The 20,610-nt window shown below is 67.5% G+C and carries 20 protein-coding genes and 1 pseudogene; 12 read left to right on the forward strand and 9 right to left on the reverse strand.

Features of this window, described 5'->3' with window-relative positions:
* Positions 1-9: 9 nt before the first annotated feature.
* Complete coding sequence (locus tag K6K41_RS10125; RefSeq protein ID WP_261404925.1) at positions 10-510, reverse strand: cupin domain-containing protein; 501 nt, start codon at positions 508-510, stop codon at positions 10-12.
* Positions 511-674: 164 nt separating this feature from the next.
* Here K6K41_RS10125 and K6K41_RS10130 point away from each other — a divergent pair, with 164 nt between their 5' ends.
* The 4 genes from K6K41_RS10130 to K6K41_RS10145 all read left to right on the forward strand — a co-directional run bounded on the left by K6K41_RS10130 (position 675) and on the right by K6K41_RS10145 (position 4,605).
* A complete protein-coding gene (locus tag K6K41_RS10130) occupies positions 675-1,907 on the forward strand; it encodes a multidrug effflux MFS transporter (RefSeq protein ID WP_261404926.1) in 1,233 nt (410 codons plus the stop codon).
* Between the two features lie 478 nt (positions 1,908-2,385).
* Positions 2,386-2,511, forward strand: a complete 126-nt coding sequence (locus K6K41_RS10135) for a hypothetical protein (protein WP_261404927.1) — start codon at positions 2,386-2,388, stop codon at positions 2,509-2,511.
* Between the two features lie 66 nt (positions 2,512-2,577).
* Positions 2,578-3,990, forward strand: a complete 1,413-nt coding sequence (gene leuC, locus K6K41_RS10140) for a 3-isopropylmalate dehydratase large subunit (RefSeq protein WP_261404928.1) — start codon at positions 2,578-2,580, stop codon at positions 3,988-3,990.
* A gap of 150 nt (positions 3,991-4,140) precedes the next feature.
* The gene (locus K6K41_RS10145; protein WP_261404929.1) at positions 4,141-4,605 is read left to right on the forward strand and encodes a GNAT family N-acetyltransferase; all 465 of its coding nucleotides are present in this window, start codon (positions 4,141-4,143) and stop codon (positions 4,603-4,605) included.
* Positions 4,606-4,664: 59 nt separating this feature from the next.
* Here K6K41_RS10145 and K6K41_RS10150 read toward each other — a convergent pair whose 3' ends face one another.
* From K6K41_RS10150 to K6K41_RS10160, 3 genes are all read right to left on the reverse strand, one after another.
* A complete protein-coding gene (locus tag K6K41_RS10150; protein WP_261404930.1) occupies positions 4,665-4,928 on the reverse strand; it encodes a hypothetical protein in 264 nt (87 codons plus the stop codon).
* 217 nt (positions 4,929-5,145) lie between these two features.
* Positions 5,146-5,394, reverse strand: coding sequence for a hypothetical protein (locus tag K6K41_RS10155; RefSeq protein ID WP_261404931.1), 249 nt, complete (start codon positions 5,392-5,394; stop codon positions 5,146-5,148).
* A gap of 185 nt (positions 5,395-5,579) precedes the next feature.
* The gene (locus K6K41_RS10160; protein ID WP_261404932.1) at positions 5,580-5,858 is read right to left on the reverse strand and encodes a hypothetical protein; all 279 of its coding nucleotides are present in this window, start codon (positions 5,856-5,858) and stop codon (positions 5,580-5,582) included.
* Between the two features lie 328 nt (positions 5,859-6,186).
* Between K6K41_RS10160 and K6K41_RS10165 the strand changes: the two genes are divergently transcribed.
* The 7 genes and pseudogenes from K6K41_RS10165 to K6K41_RS10195 all read left to right on the forward strand — a co-directional run bounded on the left by K6K41_RS10165 (position 6,187) and on the right by K6K41_RS10195 (position 14,442).
* A complete protein-coding gene (locus K6K41_RS10165; protein ID WP_261404933.1) occupies positions 6,187-6,618 on the forward strand; it encodes a metallopeptidase family protein in 432 nt (143 codons plus the stop codon).
* Positions 6,619-6,768: 150 nt separating this feature from the next.
* Positions 6,769-7,110: a YkvA family protein gene (locus K6K41_RS10170; RefSeq protein WP_261404934.1), complete on the forward strand. Its 342-nt coding sequence runs from the start codon at positions 6,769-6,771 to the stop codon at positions 7,108-7,110.
* Positions 7,111-7,544: 434 nt separating this feature from the next.
* Positions 7,545-9,758 carry a TonB-dependent receptor family protein gene (locus K6K41_RS10175; RefSeq protein ID WP_261404935.1) on the forward strand — a complete coding sequence of 738 codons (2,214 nt, stop codon included), beginning with the start codon at positions 7,545-7,547 and terminating at the stop codon, positions 9,756-9,758.
* A gap of 1,038 nt (positions 9,759-10,796) precedes the next feature.
* Positions 10,797-11,369 carry a hypothetical protein gene (locus K6K41_RS10180; protein WP_261404936.1) on the forward strand — a complete coding sequence of 191 codons (573 nt, stop codon included), beginning with the start codon at positions 10,797-10,799 and terminating at the stop codon, positions 11,367-11,369.
* A gap of 333 nt (positions 11,370-11,702) precedes the next feature.
* Positions 11,703-11,858 (forward strand): cell wall hydrolase, encoded by a 156-nt coding sequence (locus K6K41_RS10185; RefSeq protein WP_261404937.1) that lies wholly within the window; start codon positions 11,703-11,705, stop codon positions 11,856-11,858.
* A complete protein-coding gene (locus tag K6K41_RS10190) occupies positions 11,855-12,367 on the forward strand; it encodes a hypothetical protein (protein ID WP_261404938.1) in 513 nt (170 codons plus the stop codon). The genes K6K41_RS10185 and K6K41_RS10190 overlap by 4 nt, the downstream gene beginning before the upstream one ends.
* Positions 12,368-12,461: 94 nt before the next feature.
* Positions 12,462-14,442, forward strand: a pseudogene (locus K6K41_RS10195) (methylmalonyl-CoA mutase family protein).
* Between the two features lie 166 nt (positions 14,443-14,608).
* On the opposite strand, the gene K6K41_RS10205 reads toward K6K41_RS10195, so the two are convergent.
* The 3 genes from K6K41_RS10205 to K6K41_RS10215 all read right to left on the reverse strand — a co-directional run bounded on the left by K6K41_RS10205 (position 14,609) and on the right by K6K41_RS10215 (position 17,954).
* Positions 14,609-15,376: an ABC transporter permease gene (locus tag K6K41_RS10205; protein WP_261404940.1), complete on the reverse strand. Its 768-nt coding sequence runs from the start codon at positions 15,374-15,376 to the stop codon at positions 14,609-14,611.
* The gene (locus tag K6K41_RS10210) at positions 15,373-16,299 is read right to left on the reverse strand and encodes an ABC transporter ATP-binding protein (protein ID WP_261404941.1); all 927 of its coding nucleotides are present in this window, start codon (positions 16,297-16,299) and stop codon (positions 15,373-15,375) included. The genes K6K41_RS10205 and K6K41_RS10210 overlap by 4 nt, the downstream gene beginning before the upstream one ends.
* Before the next feature lie 101 nt (positions 16,300-16,400).
* Entirely contained in the window at positions 16,401-17,954 is a 1,554-nt protein-coding gene (locus K6K41_RS10215; RefSeq protein WP_261404942.1) for a tetratricopeptide repeat protein, read from the reverse strand.
* A 116-nt stretch (positions 17,955-18,070) separates the two neighbouring features.
* On the opposite strand from K6K41_RS10215, the gene K6K41_RS10220 reads away from it, so the two are divergent.
* Entirely contained in the window at positions 18,071-18,574 is a 504-nt protein-coding gene (locus tag K6K41_RS10220) for a hypothetical protein (RefSeq protein WP_261404943.1), read from the forward strand.
* Between the two features lie 21 nt (positions 18,575-18,595).
* Here K6K41_RS10220 and K6K41_RS10225 read toward each other — a convergent pair whose 3' ends face one another.
* A complete protein-coding gene (locus tag K6K41_RS10225) occupies positions 18,596-19,615 on the reverse strand; it encodes a magnesium and cobalt transport protein CorA (RefSeq protein ID WP_261405698.1) in 1,020 nt (339 codons plus the stop codon).
* Between the two features lie 177 nt (positions 19,616-19,792).
* On the reverse strand, positions 19,793-20,323 hold the full coding sequence (locus K6K41_RS10230; protein ID WP_261404944.1) for a calcium-binding protein: 531 nt from the start codon (positions 20,321-20,323) through the stop codon (positions 19,793-19,795).
* Positions 20,324-20,610: the final 287 nt, after the last annotated feature.

Raw genomic sequence — 20,610 nt, forward strand, 5'->3', positions numbered from 1 at the left:
CTTGGTCCCTCACGGCGCCTTGTGGATCGGGTCGACCCAGTAGACCGCTTCGGGCTTCTCCACCGGGTCGACGTCGGTGATGTTGACCACCACGGCCTCGTTGTCGGAGCGCACCAGCACGCATTCGAGCGGCTCGTCGGGGTTCGCGTTGATCTCCTGATGCGGCACATAAGGCGGCACGAAGATGAAGTCGCCGGGCTCGGCCTCGGCGACATATTCGAGTCTTTCGCCCCAGCGCATCCGCGCGCGGCCGCGCACGACGTAGATCACGCTTTCCAGCGCGCCGTGGTGGTGAACGCCGGTCTTGGCGTTGGGCTCGATCGAGACCGTCCCGGCCCAGATCTTCTGCGCGCCGACGCGCGCGTGATTGATCGCCGCCTGACGGAACATCCCGGGCGTCTGCGCGGTGTTGGAGTCGAGCTTGTCGCCCTTGATGACGCGGACGCCGTCATGCTTCCAGCGATCGGGCGCGTGATCATGCTCGTGATCGTGGCCGTGGTCGTGCGTCATTGGTCCTCCCCGTTTTTCTGGCGATCTTAGCCGCTTGGGCGAAGGCGCAAAGCCGGCATGCGCGGCGATTTGGCTCCAGCGCCCTAAAACCGGCGGGTTCGCCGCGCCTCAACGCGCGGCCTCTCCACCTCGCGTCCCCGCTTCGCCACGAGCCCCGAGCGCCCATGCGCCTCAAGCCAGACACGCTCGCTCTCACCGCAGTCCTTGCGCTGCTGACCGCCGTCGGCCCGCTGGCGATCGACATGTATCTGCCCTCGCTGCCGCACCTTTCCGAAGCGCTCGGGGCGAGCCAGTCGGAGGGGCAGCTGACGCTGTCGGCCTTCCTCGTCGGCTTCGCGGCGGGCCAAGTGGTCTATGGCCCGCTGTCGGACGCCAAGGGCCGCAAGCCGGTGCTGATCGCGAGCCTCGCGCTCTTCACCTTCGGCTCCGCGCTCTGCGCCGTCGCCCCGACCATCGAGACGCTGATCGTCGCGCGCTTCGCGCAGGCGCTCGGCGGCGCGGGGCCGGTGGTGCTCGCCCGCTCGATCGTGCGCGACCTCTATTCGGGGCCGCGCGCCGCCAGGGAGCTCGCGCGCATGGCGACGATCCTCGGCCTCATCCCGGCAGTCGCCCCGCTCATCGGCGGCGTGCTGGAGAACGCCTTCTCCTGGCGCGCGACCTTCGTGGTGCTGACCTTCGTGCTCGCCGCCGAAATGCTGGTGGTGGCTGTCTTCCTGCCCGAGACCATCCGCGCCAAGGCCGTCGGAGCCGTCAGCCCCCGCACCGTGTTCGCGAGCTTCGGCGTGCTGCTGCGCCACCGCGGCTTCCTCACCTATCTCGGGCTCACCGCGGTCGCGTTCGCGGGGCTGTTCGCCTACATCTCGACCTCGTCCTTCATTCTGCAGTCGATCTACGGCCTCTCGGCGGTGGCCTATGGGGCCGCCTTTGCGGTCGGCGTCATCGGCTTCATCGGGGGCACGCTCGCGGCCGGCCCGCTGGTGCGCCGCGGCGGGCTCGACCACGCGATCGGGATCGGGACGGGGGCGCTCGCGGTCGGCGGCCTGCTGATGCTCGCGCTCGTGACGCTCGGGCCCAAGACGCCCTTCGCGGTCATGATCCCGATGATGATCTACATGTTCGGCGTCGGGCTGGTGATGCCGCAGTCGATGGCGGCCGCGCTCCAGCCGTTTCCCGAGCGCGCGGGCGCGGCGTCCTCGCTCGTCGGCTTCGCCCAGATGGCGACCGGCGCGCTGATCGGCGTCGCGATCGGGCGCACGCTCGGGACCGACTACGGCTTTCTCGCCTTGCCGGTCGCGGTCGCGACGTTCGGGACAGCGACCCTCGCGCTGTTCTTCGCGAGCGGACGCGCCCGAAAGGGGCTCGGAGACGGACCGCCCGAGCCCATGAACCCGAGATAAACGGACCGGCCACCTTCGGTTCACACGCGCGCCGCTAGGGTCTCTGCAACGTCGAGGCGGATCTCCCGTCCTGAAGACGCCGGCAGCGGATCCCCGCCCCTCTCCGCTTCCGGACCCCTCGAGGCCAAACGCCCGGCTCATGGAGATGAGCCGGGCGTTTTCGCGTCCAGGCGAGCCGAAGCCCGCCGCCCTCCCCGGCGGAGCCCGCCACGGCTTGGCCGTCTCAGCGCCACGCCGATGAACCCCGGCCAAACGCGCCGGCCATGCGCCGTTCAGATCGGCCCCGCTAGTCTCCGATCCAACGTCGAGGCGGTTCTCCCGTCCCGAAAGACGCCGGCAGCGGATCCCCGCCCCTCTCCGCCTCCGGTCTCCTCGACGCCCACGCCCGGTTCATGGAGATGGACCGGGCGTTTTTGCGGCCTCCGCCCACCGTCCATGGCGATTGCAACTAGAGCCGTTCCAATCCTATATGACGCCCATGACCGGACGCAGGATCACGGGCGAATTGACGTCGGAGGGCTTCGCCGCCCTGACCGACCACGCACGCCTGCCGTCGCGGTTCCATGCGCGTCTGTCCGGCATCGCGACCCGACTTCGGGACTGAGCGCGCCGCGGCTTTCCGCGGCCTGACACCCGATCGACGCAAACGCTCATATTTCCGAGGCGAACAATGGCCGCCGCCGCTCCCAAGACCCTCTACGACAAGATCTTCGACGACCACGTCGTCGACCGGCAGCCCGACGGCTCGGTGCTGCTCTATATCGACCGCCACCTCGTCCACGAGGTGACGAGCCCGCAGGCCTTCGAGGGCTTGCGCACCTCGGGCCGCAAGGTCCGCGCGCCGCACAAGACGCTCGCGGTCGTCGACCACAACGTGCCGACCTCGAACCGCAACCTGCCGAACCCGGACCCGGAGAGCGCCGCCCAGATCGAGGCGCTCGCCGAGAACACGCGCGAATTCGGCATCCAGTATTATGACGCCTTCGACAAGCGTCAGGGCATCGTCCATGTCGTCGGTCCCGAGCAGGGCTTTACGCTCCCCGGCACCACGATCGTCTGCGGCGACAGCCACACCTCGACGCATGGCGCGTTCGGGGCGCTCGCGCACGGCATCGGCACGTCCGAGGTCGAGCACGTGCTCGCGACCCAGACGCTGATCCAGACCAAAGCCAAGAACATGCGCATCGTCGTCGACGGCAAGCTGCCGGACGGCGTCGGGGCCAAGGACGTGATCCTGGCCATCATCGGCGAGATCGGCACGGCGGGCGGCACCGGCTACGTGATGGAGTACGCCGGCGACACCATCGAGAGCCTTTCGATGGAAGGCCGCATGACGGTCTGCAACATGTCGATCGAGGGCGGGGCCCGCGCCGGGCTCGTGGCGCCGGACGGCAAGGCCTACGACTTCCTGAAGGGCCGCCCGATGGCTCCGAAGGGCGAAGCCTGGGACGCGGCCGTGCGCTACTGGGACACGCTGAAGACCGACGAGGGCGCGCATTTCGACCGGATCGTCCGGCTCGACGGCGCGAACCTGCCGCCGATCGTCTCCTGGGGCACGAGCCCGCAGGACGTCGTCTCGATCACCGGCGTGGTGCCGGATCCGGACGCCGCCGAGGACGAGGGCAAGAAGGCCGCGATCAAGCGGGCGCTCGCTTATATGGGCCTGACCGCCGGCACCAAGATCACCGACATCGGGGTCGACCGCGTGTTCATCGGCTCGTGCACCAACGGCCGCATCGAGGATCTGCGCGCCGCCGCCAAGGTGATCGAGGGCAAGACGGTGAACGGCAACGTCAACGCCATGGTGGTGCCGGGCTCGGGCCTCGTGAAGGAGCAGGCGGAGGCGGAAGGGCTCGACAAGATCTTCCGCGCCGCGGGTTTCGATTGGCGCGAGCCGGGCTGCTCGATGTGCCTCGCCATGAACCCGGACAAGCTGTCGCCGGAGGAGCGCTGCGCCTCGACCTCGAACCGCAATTTCGAGGGCCGCCAGGGTTTCCGCGGGCGCACGCACCTCGTCTCGCCCGTGATGGCGGCCGCCGCCGCGATCGCCGGCAAGTTCGTCGACATCCGCGACTGGCGGTGAGGCTTTAGAGCGCGACGTTTCCCGCCCCTTCTCCCGCTCGCGGGAGAAGGTAAGGATGAGGGAAACGGCGGCGCCCTCTCAAAAGGGCCCTCACCCTTACCCTCTCCCGCTCTGCGGGAGAGGGGGTCAACAGCGTCGCGCCAAGGTTCCATGTCCCTCGACATCCGCGCCCTCACGCCCGACGACGCAGACCTGTTCGCGCCGCTGCTCGCAGCCTATTCGGACGCGCTGCTCGGCCGCGAAGCGCCAAGCGCGCCCGACGAACCCTATGCGCGCAAACTGCTGTCGGACGAGGAGCCGGTGGCCAACGTCGCCGGAGCGTTTCTGGACGGCCGGCTCGTCGGCTTCGCGCTCTACTACGACCTTCCCGAGGCGATCTCGGGCCTGCGCGCGGGTCAGCTCGACGACCTCTACGTCCGCCCGGACGCCCGCGGAAACGGCGTCGCGCAAAAACTGATCGCAGGCCTCGTCGAGGAGGGCGAGCGGCTCGGCTGGATGCATCTTCGCTGGATGGTCCCGGAAAAGAATCCCGCGGCCGCGCTTTACGAGCGCATCGCCGAAGCCGCGCCATGGCGGAACTTCGTGATCAAGATCGACAAGACGCACGACTGGTGACGAAAAAGCGCCCGGACTGCGAGGTCCGGGCGCCTTGACTGTCAAACCGACTGTCAGCGTCAGCGGCCGATATAGACGCCTGGCCCACTGTCGCGCCGCTCGACGTAGCGGTCGCCGCCTTCGCGATAGACGCGACGGTCGCCGTCGCACTGGCGTTCCTTCGTGATGACGGTCTTGTTGTTCTTCACGACTTTCTTCTCGACCATGCGGCAATCGCCGCGGTCGCCGCCGCCGCCCGGGCCGATATAGACGCTCTGCGCCATCGCCGGCGCGGCGGCTCCAAGGCCCATGATCATCGCGGTCGAAAGGATGAGGGTCTTCATGAGGCTCTCCTCCAGATTCGTTCGAGAACCGTTCCGGCCGCATCGCGTCAGGAGAACAAATCTCCAGATGAAGCGCTCTGGTGGAACGTCGCGACCCTGCTTTCAGGCCGCGCTTATGCAGTCTCAACGAGGCGGAGGAGAGATCGTTCCGAGAAAAACATGCACCGGGCGCGCGACATGACTCACGATCCCGGCTCGAGATCAGGCGCTGGCGGCTTTAGCGGAAGTCCATGCAGCGCGCGACCGAGCGCTGTTCTTTCGGCCACTGGCGGCCGCGCTCTTCGGTCAGGAACACGACGCGGCAGACCGCGGTCGGCCGGGCCGACTGGTAATAGACGCGCGGGATCGGGCGTTCGTAGACGTGCTCGCGCGTGCGCTCGGCCATGTCTGCGGCCGAGGCCGCCTGGACGCCAAGCGCTGCGACGGCCGCGAGAACCGCGGCGGACGTCAATGCCAAACGCTTCATCGTGATCGATTCCTCATGCGCCGTCGTCACGGGCGCGAGTCTAGCAGAGGTCGGCGCAAGAACGACCGAATTTTCCCGCGCCCTGCGCGCGGCGGGCCGTTTCGGGCGCTCGCTATGGCGCCCCGGACACGAAAACGCCCGGCTCTTTCGAGCCGGGCGCTTCGTTTTCTAAGCCGTCGGTCCGATCAGCGGACGCGGACGGTGATGCCCGGACGGGCCGGACGATAGTAGCGGCGCGGCGCGATGTAGGTGCGGCGGGCGACCGGGCCGCAGTCGCGGACGGTGGTGACGCGCTTCACGCCGTTCCGGATCACCGTTTTCTTTTTGACGACGCAAGCCACGTTGTCGGTCACGACCGGGGCGACCAGAACGCCATGGGTCGAGATCGGAGCGGCGCTCGCCGGCGCCACGGCGAAGGCGCCCATGGCGGCCGCGAAACCGGTCGAGAGGATGAAAGTCCGCATGTCTTAAGTCTCCTGACGTTCCCGTTGATGCAGTTCCGTTCGGCGTTCTCCGGACCGCCGCAGCCTGGGCCGCGATCCGTGAATCAGCTCTGAAACCCGCGTTCACTTCGCATTCACGCCGGATTGAGCCGGCGGAAGCTTGCCTTCACGACGTCGCGAGATAGGGCTCTGCGGCCGTTCGTCGAGCCGTCTTCGGCGTTTGCAGGACCCAAGAGCGTCGTCGCGTCTGATACGCTTCGATGCGCTCCCCCCTGCGCGCCCCCCGCCTAAAATCCTACGCGCGACCAATCCTGACGACCGCCGCCCGCCCGAAAGGTCACCCGGAACCATGAGCAAGCCCCCGCGACACGAGAACGACTGGGCGGGCCTGAAGGCGCCGGATCTCGCCGAGATCGAGGCCTTGGCGGACGCGGCGCTCGCGGAGCTGCCGGACGCCTTCCGCGCCCTGACCAAAGGCGTCGTGGTTCGGGTCGACGAATTTCCGGCCGAAGACGTGCTGAACGAGCTCGGCGCCGAGAGCGAGTTCGATCTGCTCGGCCTCTTCACCGGAGTCGGCCTGGCGCAGGGCGAGGCGGAGTCGCGCACCGGCCAGATGCCGAACGTCGTGCATCTCTATCGCCGGCCCATCCTCGACTATTGGGCCGAACACGACGAGACGCTCGGCGCGATCGTCACCCATGTGCTCGTGCACGAGATCGGCCACCATTTCGGCCTCTCGGACGACGACATGGAGGCGATCGAGGCGGCGGCGAGCGCCTGAGATCGCCGCGCGCCGGCGCCGAACCGCGCGTCGTGACGCCTCGGGCGGCGCGCCGCGCCTGTTGCGGCTTCGCTGCGAGCCTTGATCCGGAAGGCGGGCGCCGCCACCTTCCGCTCGTGAACTTGGAGCGCGGGAAAGGACCCACGGCCGATGGCGAGCGACAGCTTCTCTTCCGACGAATCCCGCGTGAAGCGGGAGTTCTGGCCGACGCTGCGTCGCGTCGCGCGCTCGATCCCCTTCGCCGAGGACGCGGTCGCCGCCTATTACTGCGCGCTCGACCGCGAGACCCCGACCCATGTGCGCGCGGCGCTGCTCGGAGCGCTCGTCTATTTCATCGTGCCGTTCGACGCGGTGCCGGACTTCCTGCCGCTGCTCGGCTTCGCGGACGACGCGAGCGTCCTGGCGGCCGCCATCGCGGCGGTGCGAATTCACATGAACGACAAGCATCGCGAAGCGGCGCGGCGCGCGCTCGCCGAGGAAGACCTCGCTTAAGGGTCTGCCCATAGCGACCGCGCTCTGCTTTCGGTCTGACGCCGGCTCGTTGTCGGCTGGCGAAGAGGCGGCGACACGACCTGGCTGACGAGGACCGGCGGCTCGCCGAGCCTCCGCCCGGCCGGACCGACATCCACGAAGACAGTCCGGCGCAAACGGGCTGCGGAGGCGCAGGCGCCCGACGCGGGCGGCCGCGAAACGATGGAGCCGAAACGACGCCAGATCGAGACCGCGCCGACACGTAAACAGCCCGCCGCCTTCGCCGTACTTCGAACTATACTCTAATAATAAGATTACTTAGAAACGCGTTACAATGAGCTTATTACAAGATTGTGTATAGAATAATCATTTCGTGATCGGGTAAGACTAGCCCCGCTCCGGAAAGAAATGCTTCCTCCGCGCAGGGGAAACATATGAAGAAAAAGCAACAACTCGTGGCGCTGTTCGCAGCGACCAGCGTGGCGGCTCTGCTCGCGCCGACGGCGCTCCGCGCCCAGGAGAGCGGCGCGACGCAGCTCGATCCGATCGACGTCAGGGGCGCTCTGGGCCAGTCTCCGGTCGCGGGAACGACGGCCGAGCAGGGGCCCGTCAGCCCGATCGACGCTCGTGAGCCGCTGCCGGCCAATCTCCAGAATTTCGCGGGCTCGGCGGACCGGGTCACCGCTCAGGATCTCGAGAGCGAACGCCCTCTCACGGCCCATGACGCGCTCAGAAACGTTCCCGGCGTCGCCACCGTCGCGGATGACGGTTTCGGACGGCACTCCGGCATCAGCCTGCGCGGTTCGCCTCACCGCCGGTCGCGCAAGATCCTCGTCATGGAGGACGGCGTTCCGATCAACTTCTCGCCGTATCTCGACGCGGGCACGCATTACACGCCGCCGATGGACCGCGTCGAAAGCATCGACGTGCTTAAAGGCCCGATGGTGAACTACGGGCCGCTAAACAATCACGGGGTCGTCAACTTCAAGAACCTTTCGCCCTTCGGTCCGAAGGAGACCGTGTTCAGCGCCGGCATCGGCACGACGAAAGGCGTCGACCAGAACGTCAACAACATGCGCCATGCGCATACGCGTCAGTCGGTCGACAATGTCGGCGTCGTTCTTTCCTATTCGGGGCTTGACGCGGGCGGCTCATGGGACGCCGAGAAGCTCGGCTACAATGACTTCTACGGCGCGGTCGGCATCCGCGGCGAGAATCAGGATCTCACCGTCTCGGGCGGGTTTTTCCGCCAGCGCGACAATTACGACGAAGACAATTTCTCGGGCACGCTCGCGGAGCTCAAGAGGTTCCGGCGCAACAAGAAGGACGCCGCGGAGAACGGGAATTTCCCGGTCGCGTGCGGCCGCTGCTACGACTGGAACACCTACAACGCCGACTATTACCGCGCGCAGGTCGCGCACAATCTCTACATCGACGACAAGACGACCCTGTCGACGCGGCTCTACGGCAACCATCACGACCGCGCCCGCTTCTATGTGAGCGACGAGTCGAACGATCCGCCGTCCGATTTCGTGATGGAGGGGCGCGACCGCCTCTACAAGAACATCGGGGCGGACTCGCGCATCGAATTCGCCGACCTGCCGCTTTTCGGCAGCCTTACGCAGACGGTGCAGGCGGGCGTGCGCTACGAAGAGCACGACTTCCACAACAAGAACCGTCTCGGAGCGACCAACGAGCGGCTGGACTACGGCAACCGCGGCTCGCTCGACGAAGCGCAGAAGCTGACGGCCGACTCCTTCGCCACCTTCGCCCAGACGGCCATCAAGGTGACGCCGGACTTCACGCTCGTTCCCGGCGTGCGGCTGGAGCGCTACAAGATCGGCTTCCGGGACCTGGACGACTCCTCCAACAATGGAGACAGCACCTACACCCAGGTCCTGCCGATGCTTTCCTTCTCGTGGGAATTCGCGCCGACCACGACGCTCTACGGCGGGTATCACCGGGGCCTGTCGCCCCATATTCTTCGCGACGTGCTGGAAGCTGACTCCGGATACATCGCGCCGAAGAAGGAGCTCGGCGACAACTTGCAGGTCGGCGTCCGGTCAAAGGCCGTTCAGGGCCTGACCTTCGACGTCGCCTATTTCCACAGCGACATCCGCAACTATCAGTTCGGCGAGGCCTTCCAGTCCGACGGCGGCGACCGCGTGTTCAGCTCACTCGACAAGGCCCGCTTCGACGGCGTCGAACTGGCGGCCCGCATCGACAGCCGCGCCTTCATCGACAGCCCGTGGAATGTCTACGGCGAAAGCGTCTACACCTACGTCAACAGCAAGATCGTGAAGGGAACCGCCGACGGCGGCCAGAACGTCTCGGGCAACGAAGTCCCGGAGTCGATGAAGCACACGGCCAATCTGACGCTCGGCGCGCAGCACGCCAGCGGCTTCGACGCGAGCGTGAGCTGGACCTACAGGGGCGGCTTCTACACCGCCCTCAACCTGCCGATGAACCCGCTGGACGTCGAGGAAGGCCGGATCAACGGCGTGTGGCTGCTTTCGGCGCGCGCCAGCTACAAGGTCACGAAGGATCTGACCGCCTGGGTCACGGGCCAGAACCTGACGGACAAGTTCTACATCTCGGATCGCAGCGACGGCGCGAAACTCGGCGTCGGGCGCACGGTGATGGCCGGCATGACCCTCAAGCTCCACTGAACCGGCTTGTAAGAACAGCGCGCACGGCCTTGGGTCCTGCTGGTCCGGAAAGCTTGACTGCTTGTCAGGACGCCAGAAGAACAAGGCCGTGCGGCGGAAGCGGTTTCGCCCTCATGGCGCCTGCCTGCTGGCGGCTGCCCGTTGGCGGCGGGAGGCGTCGCCGCCCGTCGCGACCGCAATGCCGACGTCGCGATCTGCGCGAATCAGACGCCGCGCGAAATGCGCTCCACGTGCAGGTCCAAGCCGTGATTTTTCTGTCGCGGACGTCCTATCAAGCGCCTTCAGGCGCTTATTTTTCGCCTTGGCCGGTGGGCGCCCGCGGCCTTCGCCCGATTTCGCCCGTATGGTTAACCAAACCTTACCGACGCCGGACCTCCCGGAGCCGGCGCCCCTCGGTGCGAGAGCGCGAGGCCCCTCGGGTCGCGTCGCGGCCTCCGCCGCGGGCGATCAGCCGGCTTCGCGGCTGCTTCGCCCTTCGACGCCGGTCGAAGCGGGGCCAAAATAGGGCGGCGGGCGTAAGGGCGATCCCGTATTGATCGATCGCCCACCAGACAGCTTTTGGCGTGCCAGCCAAGCGGCGGGATCGGACCTCCAGCGTCCTCCCGCCGGCCCACTGGAACGCCGGAATGTCCCTTGCCTTACGTCCCGCTCCGTCGCGCGCATTCTCATTGCGTCGTCGCTTGTCATCGTCGGCCATGCCGGCGCGGAGGCCGCGGGTCGGCCGGCGCGCAGCCAGAAGGCCGCAATCGTCAAGACGGATCGGGAGTGTCTGGCGCGGGCGATGTATTTCGAGTCCCGCCGCACCGACGAGGAGGCATGCTCGCGGTCGGGACCGTCGTGGCGAACCGGCTCGCGGCCGGGGCGATACGGATCGAGTGTGTGCGAGGTCGTGGGGCGGCCGTCGCAATTCGCGCCGGGCGTGCTAAGCCGCGCCATGGCCGAGCCCAAGCCCCGCGAGCTCGCCTACCGTATGGCCGACGTCTGGACGGCGGCCGGCATCCGGTCGCCGGCGACGCGCTTTATTTCCACACCGCCAACGTGCCGTTCCGCCACGACGACAAGCGCTACGTGCTCGTGTCCGGCGGCGCCTTCTATGGCTGGAACCGCGACGGCGGGCGCGCCCGGATCACCTCGAACGCCTCGCTCGCCCGCGCCTTCGCCGCGGCGCCGGCCGCCCGCGTGGCGGCCGCGCCGGTGGCCGCCGCCGGACTGGCCGCGCCGGACGCGACGCTGTTCGCCGCCGCCGACGCGCCGAGCGTCCAGGAAATCCTTGCGATCAAGCCCGCGGAGCCGGCCCCGGCTCCCGCGGCCCGCCCGGCCCCCGCGCCGACCACGCCCGGCCGCGACGCCTCGGGCGCGGGCGCGATCCTCGCCTACGCCGCGCCGCTTCCCGCGCCGGTCTCCGGCAGCGCGCTCGCGGCCGTCGCGGCGCTCGAGCCGAAGCGTCCGCGCGTCGTGCCCGCCGCGCCGGTGCAGGCGGCCGCGGGCCCGGTCTGGCCGACGCGCGCAGAATCGCAGTCTCCGGCGCGCCTGGTCGCCCGGCGCGGTCGCCGACGCGGCCGTCGCCAAGGCCTGGGCGCTGTTCGACGCGGTACGCAGGTGACGAACTGAACGCCTGACGAGCGTCTTTGCTTGACCGCGGGACGATCGTGGGTTTGAAGGAAACATCGGAACGATCGCGCGCAAGCCGCATGGTCGTTCGAGCGGGGGGCTTACCGGGGATGAAGGCACGGCACGTCGCGCGCGCCAGTCTGCTCGCAAGCCTCGCCCCTCGGCGCGGCCGCCGCCTCCCGCGCCGAACAGCCGTCCTTCACGCCTCCGACCAAGATCGAGCCGCTGTCCGGGCCCTCGGCCGCGCCGGCCGCCACCCCGCAGGCCAAGTTCAGGGCCGCGGCCGCCAAGCCGGCCGGGCGCAGCTCCGAGCGCGAGTGTCTCGCCCGCGCCATGTATTTCGAGAGCGACAAGAGCGCCGAAGACGGCATGCTCGCGGTCGGCACCGTGGTGGCCAACCGCCTCAAGTCCGGGCGCTACGGCAATTCGATCTGCGGCGTCGTCGGCGCCCCCAGCAATTTGCGCCGGGCGTTCTCAGCCGCTCCATGACGGGCGCCGCCGCCGAGCGCGCCCGCCAGATGGCCGACGCCGTCATCAAGGGCCGCCGCCCCCCGGCCGCCGGCGACGCGATGTTCTTCCACGTCGCCAACATGCGCTTCAAATATCCGAACATGCACTACGTGCTCGTCTCGGGCGGCAACGCCTTCTACGAGAAGCGCCGCCAGGCCGCGCCCTTCGCCTCGATGGCGAAGGCGGTCGCGGCCGCCAAGCGCGACGAGGCGCTGGCCGAGCCGCTCGTTCAGGCGGCGCTCGCCTCGAAGGCCGAACCGCTCCGCGCCGAAACGCCGCTCGCCTATGGCGGCGGCGACAAGCCCGCGCCCGGCACCGCGCTCGCGGCGGTCGCGGCCATCAAGCCGAAGCCCGCCGTGCGCGTGATCGCGCCCGCGGCTCCCGTGCTCGCCTCCATCGCGCCGGTTTCGGTCGCCTCGGCCTATCCGCAGACCTTCGCGGGCGAGGCCAACGAGCTCGTGGCGAGCGCCTGGGCGCCTTACTGGTAAGCCGTCCGTCCGCGATCTGCGAATTGCGGCGCCGCACACGTGAGGTAAATGCTCGCGGGAGGCGGGGCTCCCGGGCCCCTGCGCGCAATCCGTGATGCGAGGCGACAAGGCGATGGCCGACAAACCCTGGCTGTTCCGCACTTATGCGGGCCACTCCTCGCCCGTGGAGTCGAACAAGCTCTACAAGTCGAACCTGAGCCGGGGCCAGACCGGCCTGTCGGTCGCCTTCGACCTGCCGACCCAGACCGGCTACGACCCCGACCACGTGCTCTCCAAGGGCGAGGTCGGCAAGGTCGGCGTGCCCGTCAGCCATCTCGGGACATGCGGACTCTCTTCCACGAGATTCCGCTCGAGCAGATGAACACCTCGATGACGATCAACGCGACCGCGGCCCTGGCTGTCGCTCTACGTCGCGCTCGCCGAGGAGCAGGGGGCCGACCGCACCGCGCTGCAGGGCACCACGCAGAACGACATCATCAAGGAATATCTCTCGCGCGGCACCTACGTGTTCCCGCCGGCGCCCTCGCTGCGGCTAATCCGAGACGTCATCACCTTCACCACGTCGGAGCTGCCGAAGTGGAACCCGATGAACGTCTGCTACCATCTGCAGGAGGCCGGGGCGACGCCGGTACAGGAGCTCGCCTATGCGCTCGCCACCGCCGTCGCGGTGCTGGACGAGGTGAAGGAGACCAACCCCTCCGAGGAGGTCTTCGCCCAGACGGTTCAGCGCATCTCGTTCTTCGTGAACGCCGGGATGAAGTTCATCACCGAGATCGCGAAGATGCGCGCCTTCGTCGACCTCTGGGACGAGATCACCCGCGACCGCTACGGCGTGACAGACGCCAAGTCCCGGCGCTTCCGCTACGGTGTGCAGGTCAACTCGCTCGGCCTCACCGAGCCGCAGCCTGAAAACAACGTCTATCGCATCCTGATCCAGACGCTCGCGGTGACGCTCTCGAAAGACGCGCGCGCCCGCGCGGTTCAGCTTCCGGCCTGGAACGAGGCGCTCGGCCTGCCGCGTCCTTGGGACCAGCAATGGTCGCTGCGCGCCCAGCAGATCCTGGCCTACGAGACCGACATCCTCGAATACGCCGACATCTTCAACGGCTCGACGGTGATGGACGCCAAGGTCGAGGCGCTGAAGGAGGAGGCGCGCGCCGAACTCGCCCGCATCGACGATGGGCGGCGCGATCGCAGCGTCCAGGCCGGCTACATGAAGGGCCGGCTCGTGGAGTCCAACGCCCGCCGCCTCGCCGCGATCGAGGCGGCGACCAGATCGTGGTGGGCGTCAACAAGTTCCAGAACGGCGAGCCCTCGCCGCTCTCGACCGGCTCGGGTTCGATCCAGACCGTTCCCGAAAGCGTCGGCCAGGAGGCGATCGAGCGCCTCAACGCCTGGAAGGCGCAGCGCGACCAGTCCGCCGTCGACAAGGCGCTCGCCGAACTCTCCGCCGCCGCCAAGGAAGACCGGAACGTCATGGAGGCCTCGATCGCGGCCGCCAAGGCCGGCGCCACCACCGGCGAATGGGGCCAGACACTGCGCGACATCTTCGGCCAGTACCGCGCCCCGACGGGGGTCGGCAAGGCGGTGCGCGAGGCGAGCGGCGGCGACGCCATCGCGGAAGTCCGCAAGCAGGTCGAGGCCGCCTCGCAGACGCTCGGGCGGCGGCTGAAGCTGCTCTCGTCGGCAAGCCCGGGCTCGACGGCCATTCCAACGGCGCCGAGCAGATTGCGGTGCGCGCCCGCGACTGCGGCTTCGAGGTGGTCTACGAGGGCATCCGCCTCACCCCGGCCGAGATCGTCAACGCGGCGCTCGAGGAAGGCGTCCACGTGGTCGGCCTCTCGATCCTCTCGGGCTCCCACGTGCCGCTGGTGCGCGACGTGCTGGAGCGGATGCGGAAGGAGGGACTCGACGACGTTCCGGTCATCGTCGGCGGCATCATCCCGCCCGAGGACGAGACGCAGTTGAAGGCGATGGGCGTCGCGGCGGTCTACACGCCGAAGAACTTCGACCTCACCGCCATCATGGCCGACATCGTCCGCATCGCGGAAGGCGCGGGCGAGAAGGCGGCGTAAGGGCGCGCAGGAGAAGGCGCGAGACGCTCAGCCGTCATGCTGGCCAAGAGCCGGCATCCAGAGCCGACGCCCCTGCGCTGGCATTCTCGACGTGTCGCGTTCATGGACCCCGGCTCTTCGGCCGGGGTGACGGCGGCGGCTCCGAGTCCGACCCGGGACAGCCGCCTCACGCCTTCAGACGGTAGCCGGTCTTGAAGATCCACCACACGCCGGTGAGACAGAGCGCCAGGAACAGGAACGTCATCGCGAGGCTCACCTCGACCCCGACGTCCGACTGTCCGAAGAAGCTCCAGCGGAAGCCCGACACCAGATAGACCACCGGGTTGAACAGCGAGACCGTCCGCCAGAACGGCGGCAGCATGTCGATCGAGTAGAACGCCCCGCCGAGGAAGGTGAGCGGCGTCACGATCAGCAGCGGCACGAGCTGCAGCTTCTCGAAGCCGTCGGCCCAGATGCCGATGATGAAGCCGAACAGCGAGAAGGTGATCGCCGTCAGCAGCAGGAAGCAGACCATCCAGACCGGATGCTCGATGCGAAGCGGCACGAACAGCGCCGCGGTGCCCAGCATGATCAGGCCGATGATGATCGACTTGGTCGCCGCCGCGCCCACATAGGCCACCACCACCTCGAAGAACGACACGGGCGCCGACAAGAGCTCGTAGATCGTGCCGGCGAAGCGCGGGAAATAGATGCCGAACGAGGCGTTGGCGATCGACTGCGTCAGCAGCGTCAGCATGATGAGGCCCGGGACGATGTAGGCCCCGTAGGCGACGCCGTCGATCTCCTGGATGCGGCTGCCGATGGCGGCCCCGAACACCACGAAATAGAGCGAGGTCGAGAGCACGGGCGAGATCACGCTCTGCATGACGGTGCGCCAGGCGCGCGCCATCTCGAAGCGGTAGATCGCCCCGACGGCCCGGTGGTTGACGATCATCGCTTGTCCTTCACGAGATCGACGAAGATCTCTTCGAGCGAGCTCTGCTTTGTCTGGAGGTCGCGGAAATGCACGCCTGCGGCGGCGAGATCCGTGAGCAGGCCCGTGATGCCGGTGCGATCGCGCTGGGCGTCATAGGTGTAGACGAGCTCCGAACCCTCCGCGCCGAGTTCGAGCTGGTGGCCGGCGAGGCTCGTCGGGATCTCCGAGAGCGGCTCCTGAAGCGCCAGCCGCAGTTCCTTGCGGCCGAGCTTGGTCATCAGGTCGGCCTTCTTCTCCACCACGATGATCTCGCCCTTGGAGATGACGCCGATGCGGTCGGCCATCTCCTCGGCTTCCTCGATGTAGTGGGTCGTCAGGATGATGGTGACGCCGGTCTCGCGGAGCTTCCGCACCAGCGCCCACATGTCCCGCCTGAGCTCCACGTCGACGCCGGCGGTCGGCTCGTCGAGGAACAGCACGCGCGGCTCGTGGGCGAGCGCCTTGGCGATCAGCACGCGCCGCTTCATGCCGCCCGACAGCGTCAGGATCTTGGAGTCGCGCTTGTCCCAGAGCGACAGGTCCTTCAGCGTCTTCTCCACGAAGGCGTCGTCGCGCTTCTTGCCGAACAGGCCGCGCGAATAGCTGACCGAGGCCCACACGCTCTCGAAATGATCGGTGAACAGTTCTTGCGGCACCAGACCGATCATCTCGCGGGCGGCGCGGAAGTCGCTCTGGATGTCGTGGCCGCCGACCGTGACCGTCCCCTCGCTCGGCATGACGATGCCGCAGACGATCGAGATCAGCGTGGTCTTGCCGGCGCCGTTCGGGCCGAGCAGCGCGAAGATCTCGCCCTTCTCGATCTCGAGGTCGACGGATTTGAGCGCCTGGAAGCCCGTGGCGTAGGTCTTCGCCAGGCCCGTGATGGAGATGATGGGGGACATGAGGCTCGCGGAGGGTCTTTGCGAGCCGGACTTAAGGTGCCGGAGGCGCACAGTCCATGGGCGCCGGTCGCGGTGAGTTGATTGCAGCGGTGCAGTGGCCGTCATCCAAGTCCGCCGGCGCGGCGCCCGGCGAGATAGGCTTTGGCCGGGCCAGGGGCCAGAAAGAAGGTCTTGGCGATGAACGGGGCTTTCAGCCGGACGATCGCGGCCGTCGCCACGGCTTCCGCGTCCCGGCCGCAGACGCCATAGGTGATCGCGAGCGCGTAATGCGCGGGCAGGAACGCCGGGTTGACCTCCGTCGAGCGGAGCAGCGCTTCGCGGGCCCCGTCGTAGTCCGCGGCGGCGAACCGGCACATGCCGAGCGCATAGAAGCAGAAACTCGATGGAAGCGGCTGCAGCGCCATCGCCGCCTCGATGCTGAGGTCGGCCTCGGCGGTTCGGCCGGTCGACGCTTCGATGAGCGCCTGGAACATCCTGCCGTCCGGCGAGCAGGGATCGATCGCGCAGGCCCGTCGGGCGGCGGCGAGCGCGGCCTCGCCGTCCCTGAGGAAAAGCAGGGTCCAGCCGTGAACGGCGTGCGCCAGCGGCGCGTCGCCGTCGAGCGCGACGGCCGTCTGCGCATGCGCGACCGCCGGTTCGAGAGGCGATTGGACGTCGGTCCTCCAGTTCATGCAGTGCTGGAGCACGTAGCTCCGCGCCAGCCATGTGTGCGGGGCGGCGTAAGCGGGGTCGAGACGCGTCGCTTCGCGAAAGTGATCCTGAGCCTCCGCGCAGGTCGTCTCCGAATAGCCGCAGAACAGCGACAAGCCTTTGAGCAAAGCGTCGTGCGCTCGCGTGCTTTCCGTCCCGCGCCGACCGACAAGTTCGCTTTCGCGGGGCGTGAGCTTGACGCTCAGGGCGCTCGCGACGCCCCGCGAAATCTGGTCCTGCATGGAGAACAGTTCGCGCCGGTCCCCTTTGAATCTCGCTGACCACAGGCTTCCGCCAGAGGCGGGATCGAGGACGTTCGCCGACACTCTCACCTGAGCCCGCTCGACCTGGACGCTGCCCTCGATGATGAAGCGGGCCTTCAGCGCGTCGGCGATGTTCGCCAGTGGAAGGTCCGGGTTCCGGCAAAGAAAGGACGAGTGCCGCGAAACGACCCGAAGTCCCGAGATCCGCCCGAGATCGGTGACGAGCTCATCCGCCAGGCCGTCGCCAAGATAATCGTTGCTACGGTCGCCGCTGAGATTGACGAAGGGAAGCACGGCCAGCGTTGGTCGGGCGGCGTCTGGCTCCCGACCCCGCCGCGCAAGCGCCGACGGCCCCGTCCCGATTTCGATCCGGGGCGCGTATCGCCCTTTCGGCAATTCGATCCGAACATCGTTCGGTCGCCCGGCGGAGGCATAGTAATCGCGGAGCTTTTCGCGAAGACGCCCCGCCTCGACCCTGACGATCGGGTCGAGCGCCGGATCGAAAGTGGCGGGACGATCGAAGACGTCGACCGCCACGCTATAGCCTTTCAGCGCGCCGCCCCGGCCTTCGAGCGTCTCCGTGACGATGTATTCGAGAAACCGCTGGCGGCGTCCGGATTTGAGAAACGGTTCGCTGCCGAGGATATCATCGAGATGCGCGCGCACTGCGGACCGCTCGGCTTCGTTGAAGCGCGCCGCCATCGCTCCGCCTCCCCGTTCGTTCGATCGCGATGTTACAGTAACATACTAGGACCAGATCTCGGCCCCTGTCATGGGTGTTTAAATCACCATAGACGTCGCCGCAGGGAGGTTGTCAGATGCTAAGTAAACCGTCCGGTAAATGGCTCGCCTTTGCAGCGCTGTTGTCTTTGGGGGCGGCCGGCGCCGGGACGCCGGACGCGGCTTTCGCGGGCGAGACCGGCAAGATCAAAACCCGCGCCGTGCTCGTCACGACGAAGCAGACGATGACGACGCTCGAGGACGTCAAGGACCATACGCTCCTCTATCTCGAGCAAGACGGCATGATCGTGAGCGCAGGCGGCGGGTTTCTGGAGAAAGCCAGGTATCAGCTGTTCTACCTGTCGGACTCTTCGAGCATGGTCGCCGGCGGCTACAAGACGTTCACGACCGCCGACGGTTCGAAGGTGTTCGCGAAATTCTCGGACACCGAGCAGGCGCCGCCGATCTACAAGGGAACGGTCGAGTTCACCGGCGGCACCGGCAAATACGCCGGCCTGAAAGGCAAGGGCGTCTGGACCTACACGACCATCTCAGACGCCGTCGCGATGGATGAGATGGAAGGCGAGTACGAACTGCCTTGAGCCAAGGCGCGCGCCCTTCCCTTACAGCCACCCCGACCTTCGGAACGCCGCGAACAGACTGATGCAGATCGTCGCCATGCCGCCGAGCACGTAGAAGTAGCCGTACTGCATCTGGGTCTCGGGCATGTTGGCGAAGTTCATGCCGTAGATGCCCGCGATCGCGGTCGGCACCGCGAGGATCGCGGCCCAGGCGGTGAGGCGGCGCGAGACGTCGGTCTGCTCGGCCTGGCCGATCATCAGGCTCGCCTCGAAACCGAAGGCCAGCACCTCGCGCAGGCCATCGATGTCCTCCTGCACGCGGCGGATCTTGTCGGAGACGTCGCGGAACAGCGGGAGCATCGAGGGGTCGATCGACACGACCTCGGCGTGCTGCAGCCGCTGGCAGACGTCGCCGAGCGGCAGCGCGGCGTTGCGCAGGCGCAGGAGGTCGCGGCGCAGCATGTAGAGGCGCTTGACGTCGACGCGCCCGCACTGCTCGCCGAACACCTGATCCTCGATCTCGTCGACCTCGTCATGGATCGCCTGCAGGACGGGCGCGTAGTTGTCCACGATGAAGTCGAGGATGGCGTAGAGGATGTAGTGCTCGCCCCTCGACAGCACGACCCGGCAGCTCTCGCAGCGCTGGCGCACGGAGCCGTAGGAGGTCGAGGGCCCGTGCCGCACCGAGACGATGTGGCCTTCGCCGACGAAGAGATGGGTCTCGCCGAAGGCGATGCGGCCGTCGACCATCTGCGCGGTGCGCGCGACGATGAAGGCGTCCTCGCCATATTGTTCGAGCTTCGGGGACTGGTGCGCCTGCGCCGCGTCCTCGATCGCGAGGTCATGCAGGTCGAACTGGCTCTGAACGCGGTGCAGCAGGTCGAGGCTCGGCTCGAGCAGCCCGATCCAGACGAAATGGCCGGGCTCGCGCGCCCAGCGCCCGGTGTCCTCGATCGCGACGCCCGCGACGCGCCGCCCGCCGGCGTAGACGCTGGCGGCGACGACGCCCGCCTCCGGGGCGGCCTCGACCGGATCGTCGGCGCGCGTGTCGGGCGCGTCCATTCTGCGCTGCGCTTCCGCCATCGCGGGCTCCATCGAACGTTCACGCGGCCGTGAGGCCGAGGACGACTTTACCGCGCTTCGGGCGAAGGGGCGACGACGACGCTCGTCGCAAAAACGACGAACGGCGCGCTCGGTAGGAGCGCGCCGTTCTCAAGAATGGTCAGGCCGTGGCGAGGATCAGTCGTCGAAGACGAAGTCGCGCTGGCCGAGGCTCGCGGCGTCGACGCCGTCGAGCGTGATCGAGGAGCCGGCGTCGCCCCAGGTGATGACCGCGTCGCCCGACCCATTGTTGGCGATGGTCAGGTCGCGGAAGTCGAGGCCGTCGATGTCGAACTCGATCGTGTCCTGGCCGGACTTGAAGTCGGTGATGGTGTCGGCGCCGTCGAAGCGCTCGAACTTGAAGGTGTCGAAGCCCTTGCCGCCGGTCAGGATGTCGTTGCCGATGCCGCCGTCGAGCTCGTCGTTGCCCTTGCCGCCCTTCAGGACGTCGTTGCCCGAGCCGCCGTCGAGCTCGTCATTGCCCGAGCCGCCTTCGAGGGTGTCGTTGCCGCTGTCGCCTTCGAGGTCATCGTTGCCCGAGCCGCCATAAAGCTTATCGTTGCCGCCATTGCCTTCGAGTTCGTCATTGCCGCCCTTGCCGTTGATGACGTCGTCGAAGTTGGTGCCGCGAAGCTCGTTCGCCCTGCCGTCGCCGTTGATCTTGGCCATCTGACCGTTCTCCATCCCGACGCCACGCTGCGCGGCGTTCCTGAGGAGAGAGATAGACGTGCGTGATTAGATCTGGTTGAGCGACAGGTTAGAATTTGGAGAGAAACCCGAGACCAAAATACGACGAAGGCCGTTTTAGCCTACGCGGGCCGAATAATAGTTTCATGAGACAAACTTGATACGCGATTTTTTGGCTTTATAGCAGATCCGTCAAGAAAATTTGAGCGCTCCGGCTTGGAACCACTAAGGCGCGATGATTTAAGGATGAACCACTCGTCATGCCCCCC

This window comes from Chenggangzhangella methanolivorans (assembly GCF_019797865.1).
GTDB lineage: Bacteria > Pseudomonadota > Alphaproteobacteria > Rhizobiales > Methylopilaceae > Methylopila > Methylopila methanolivorans.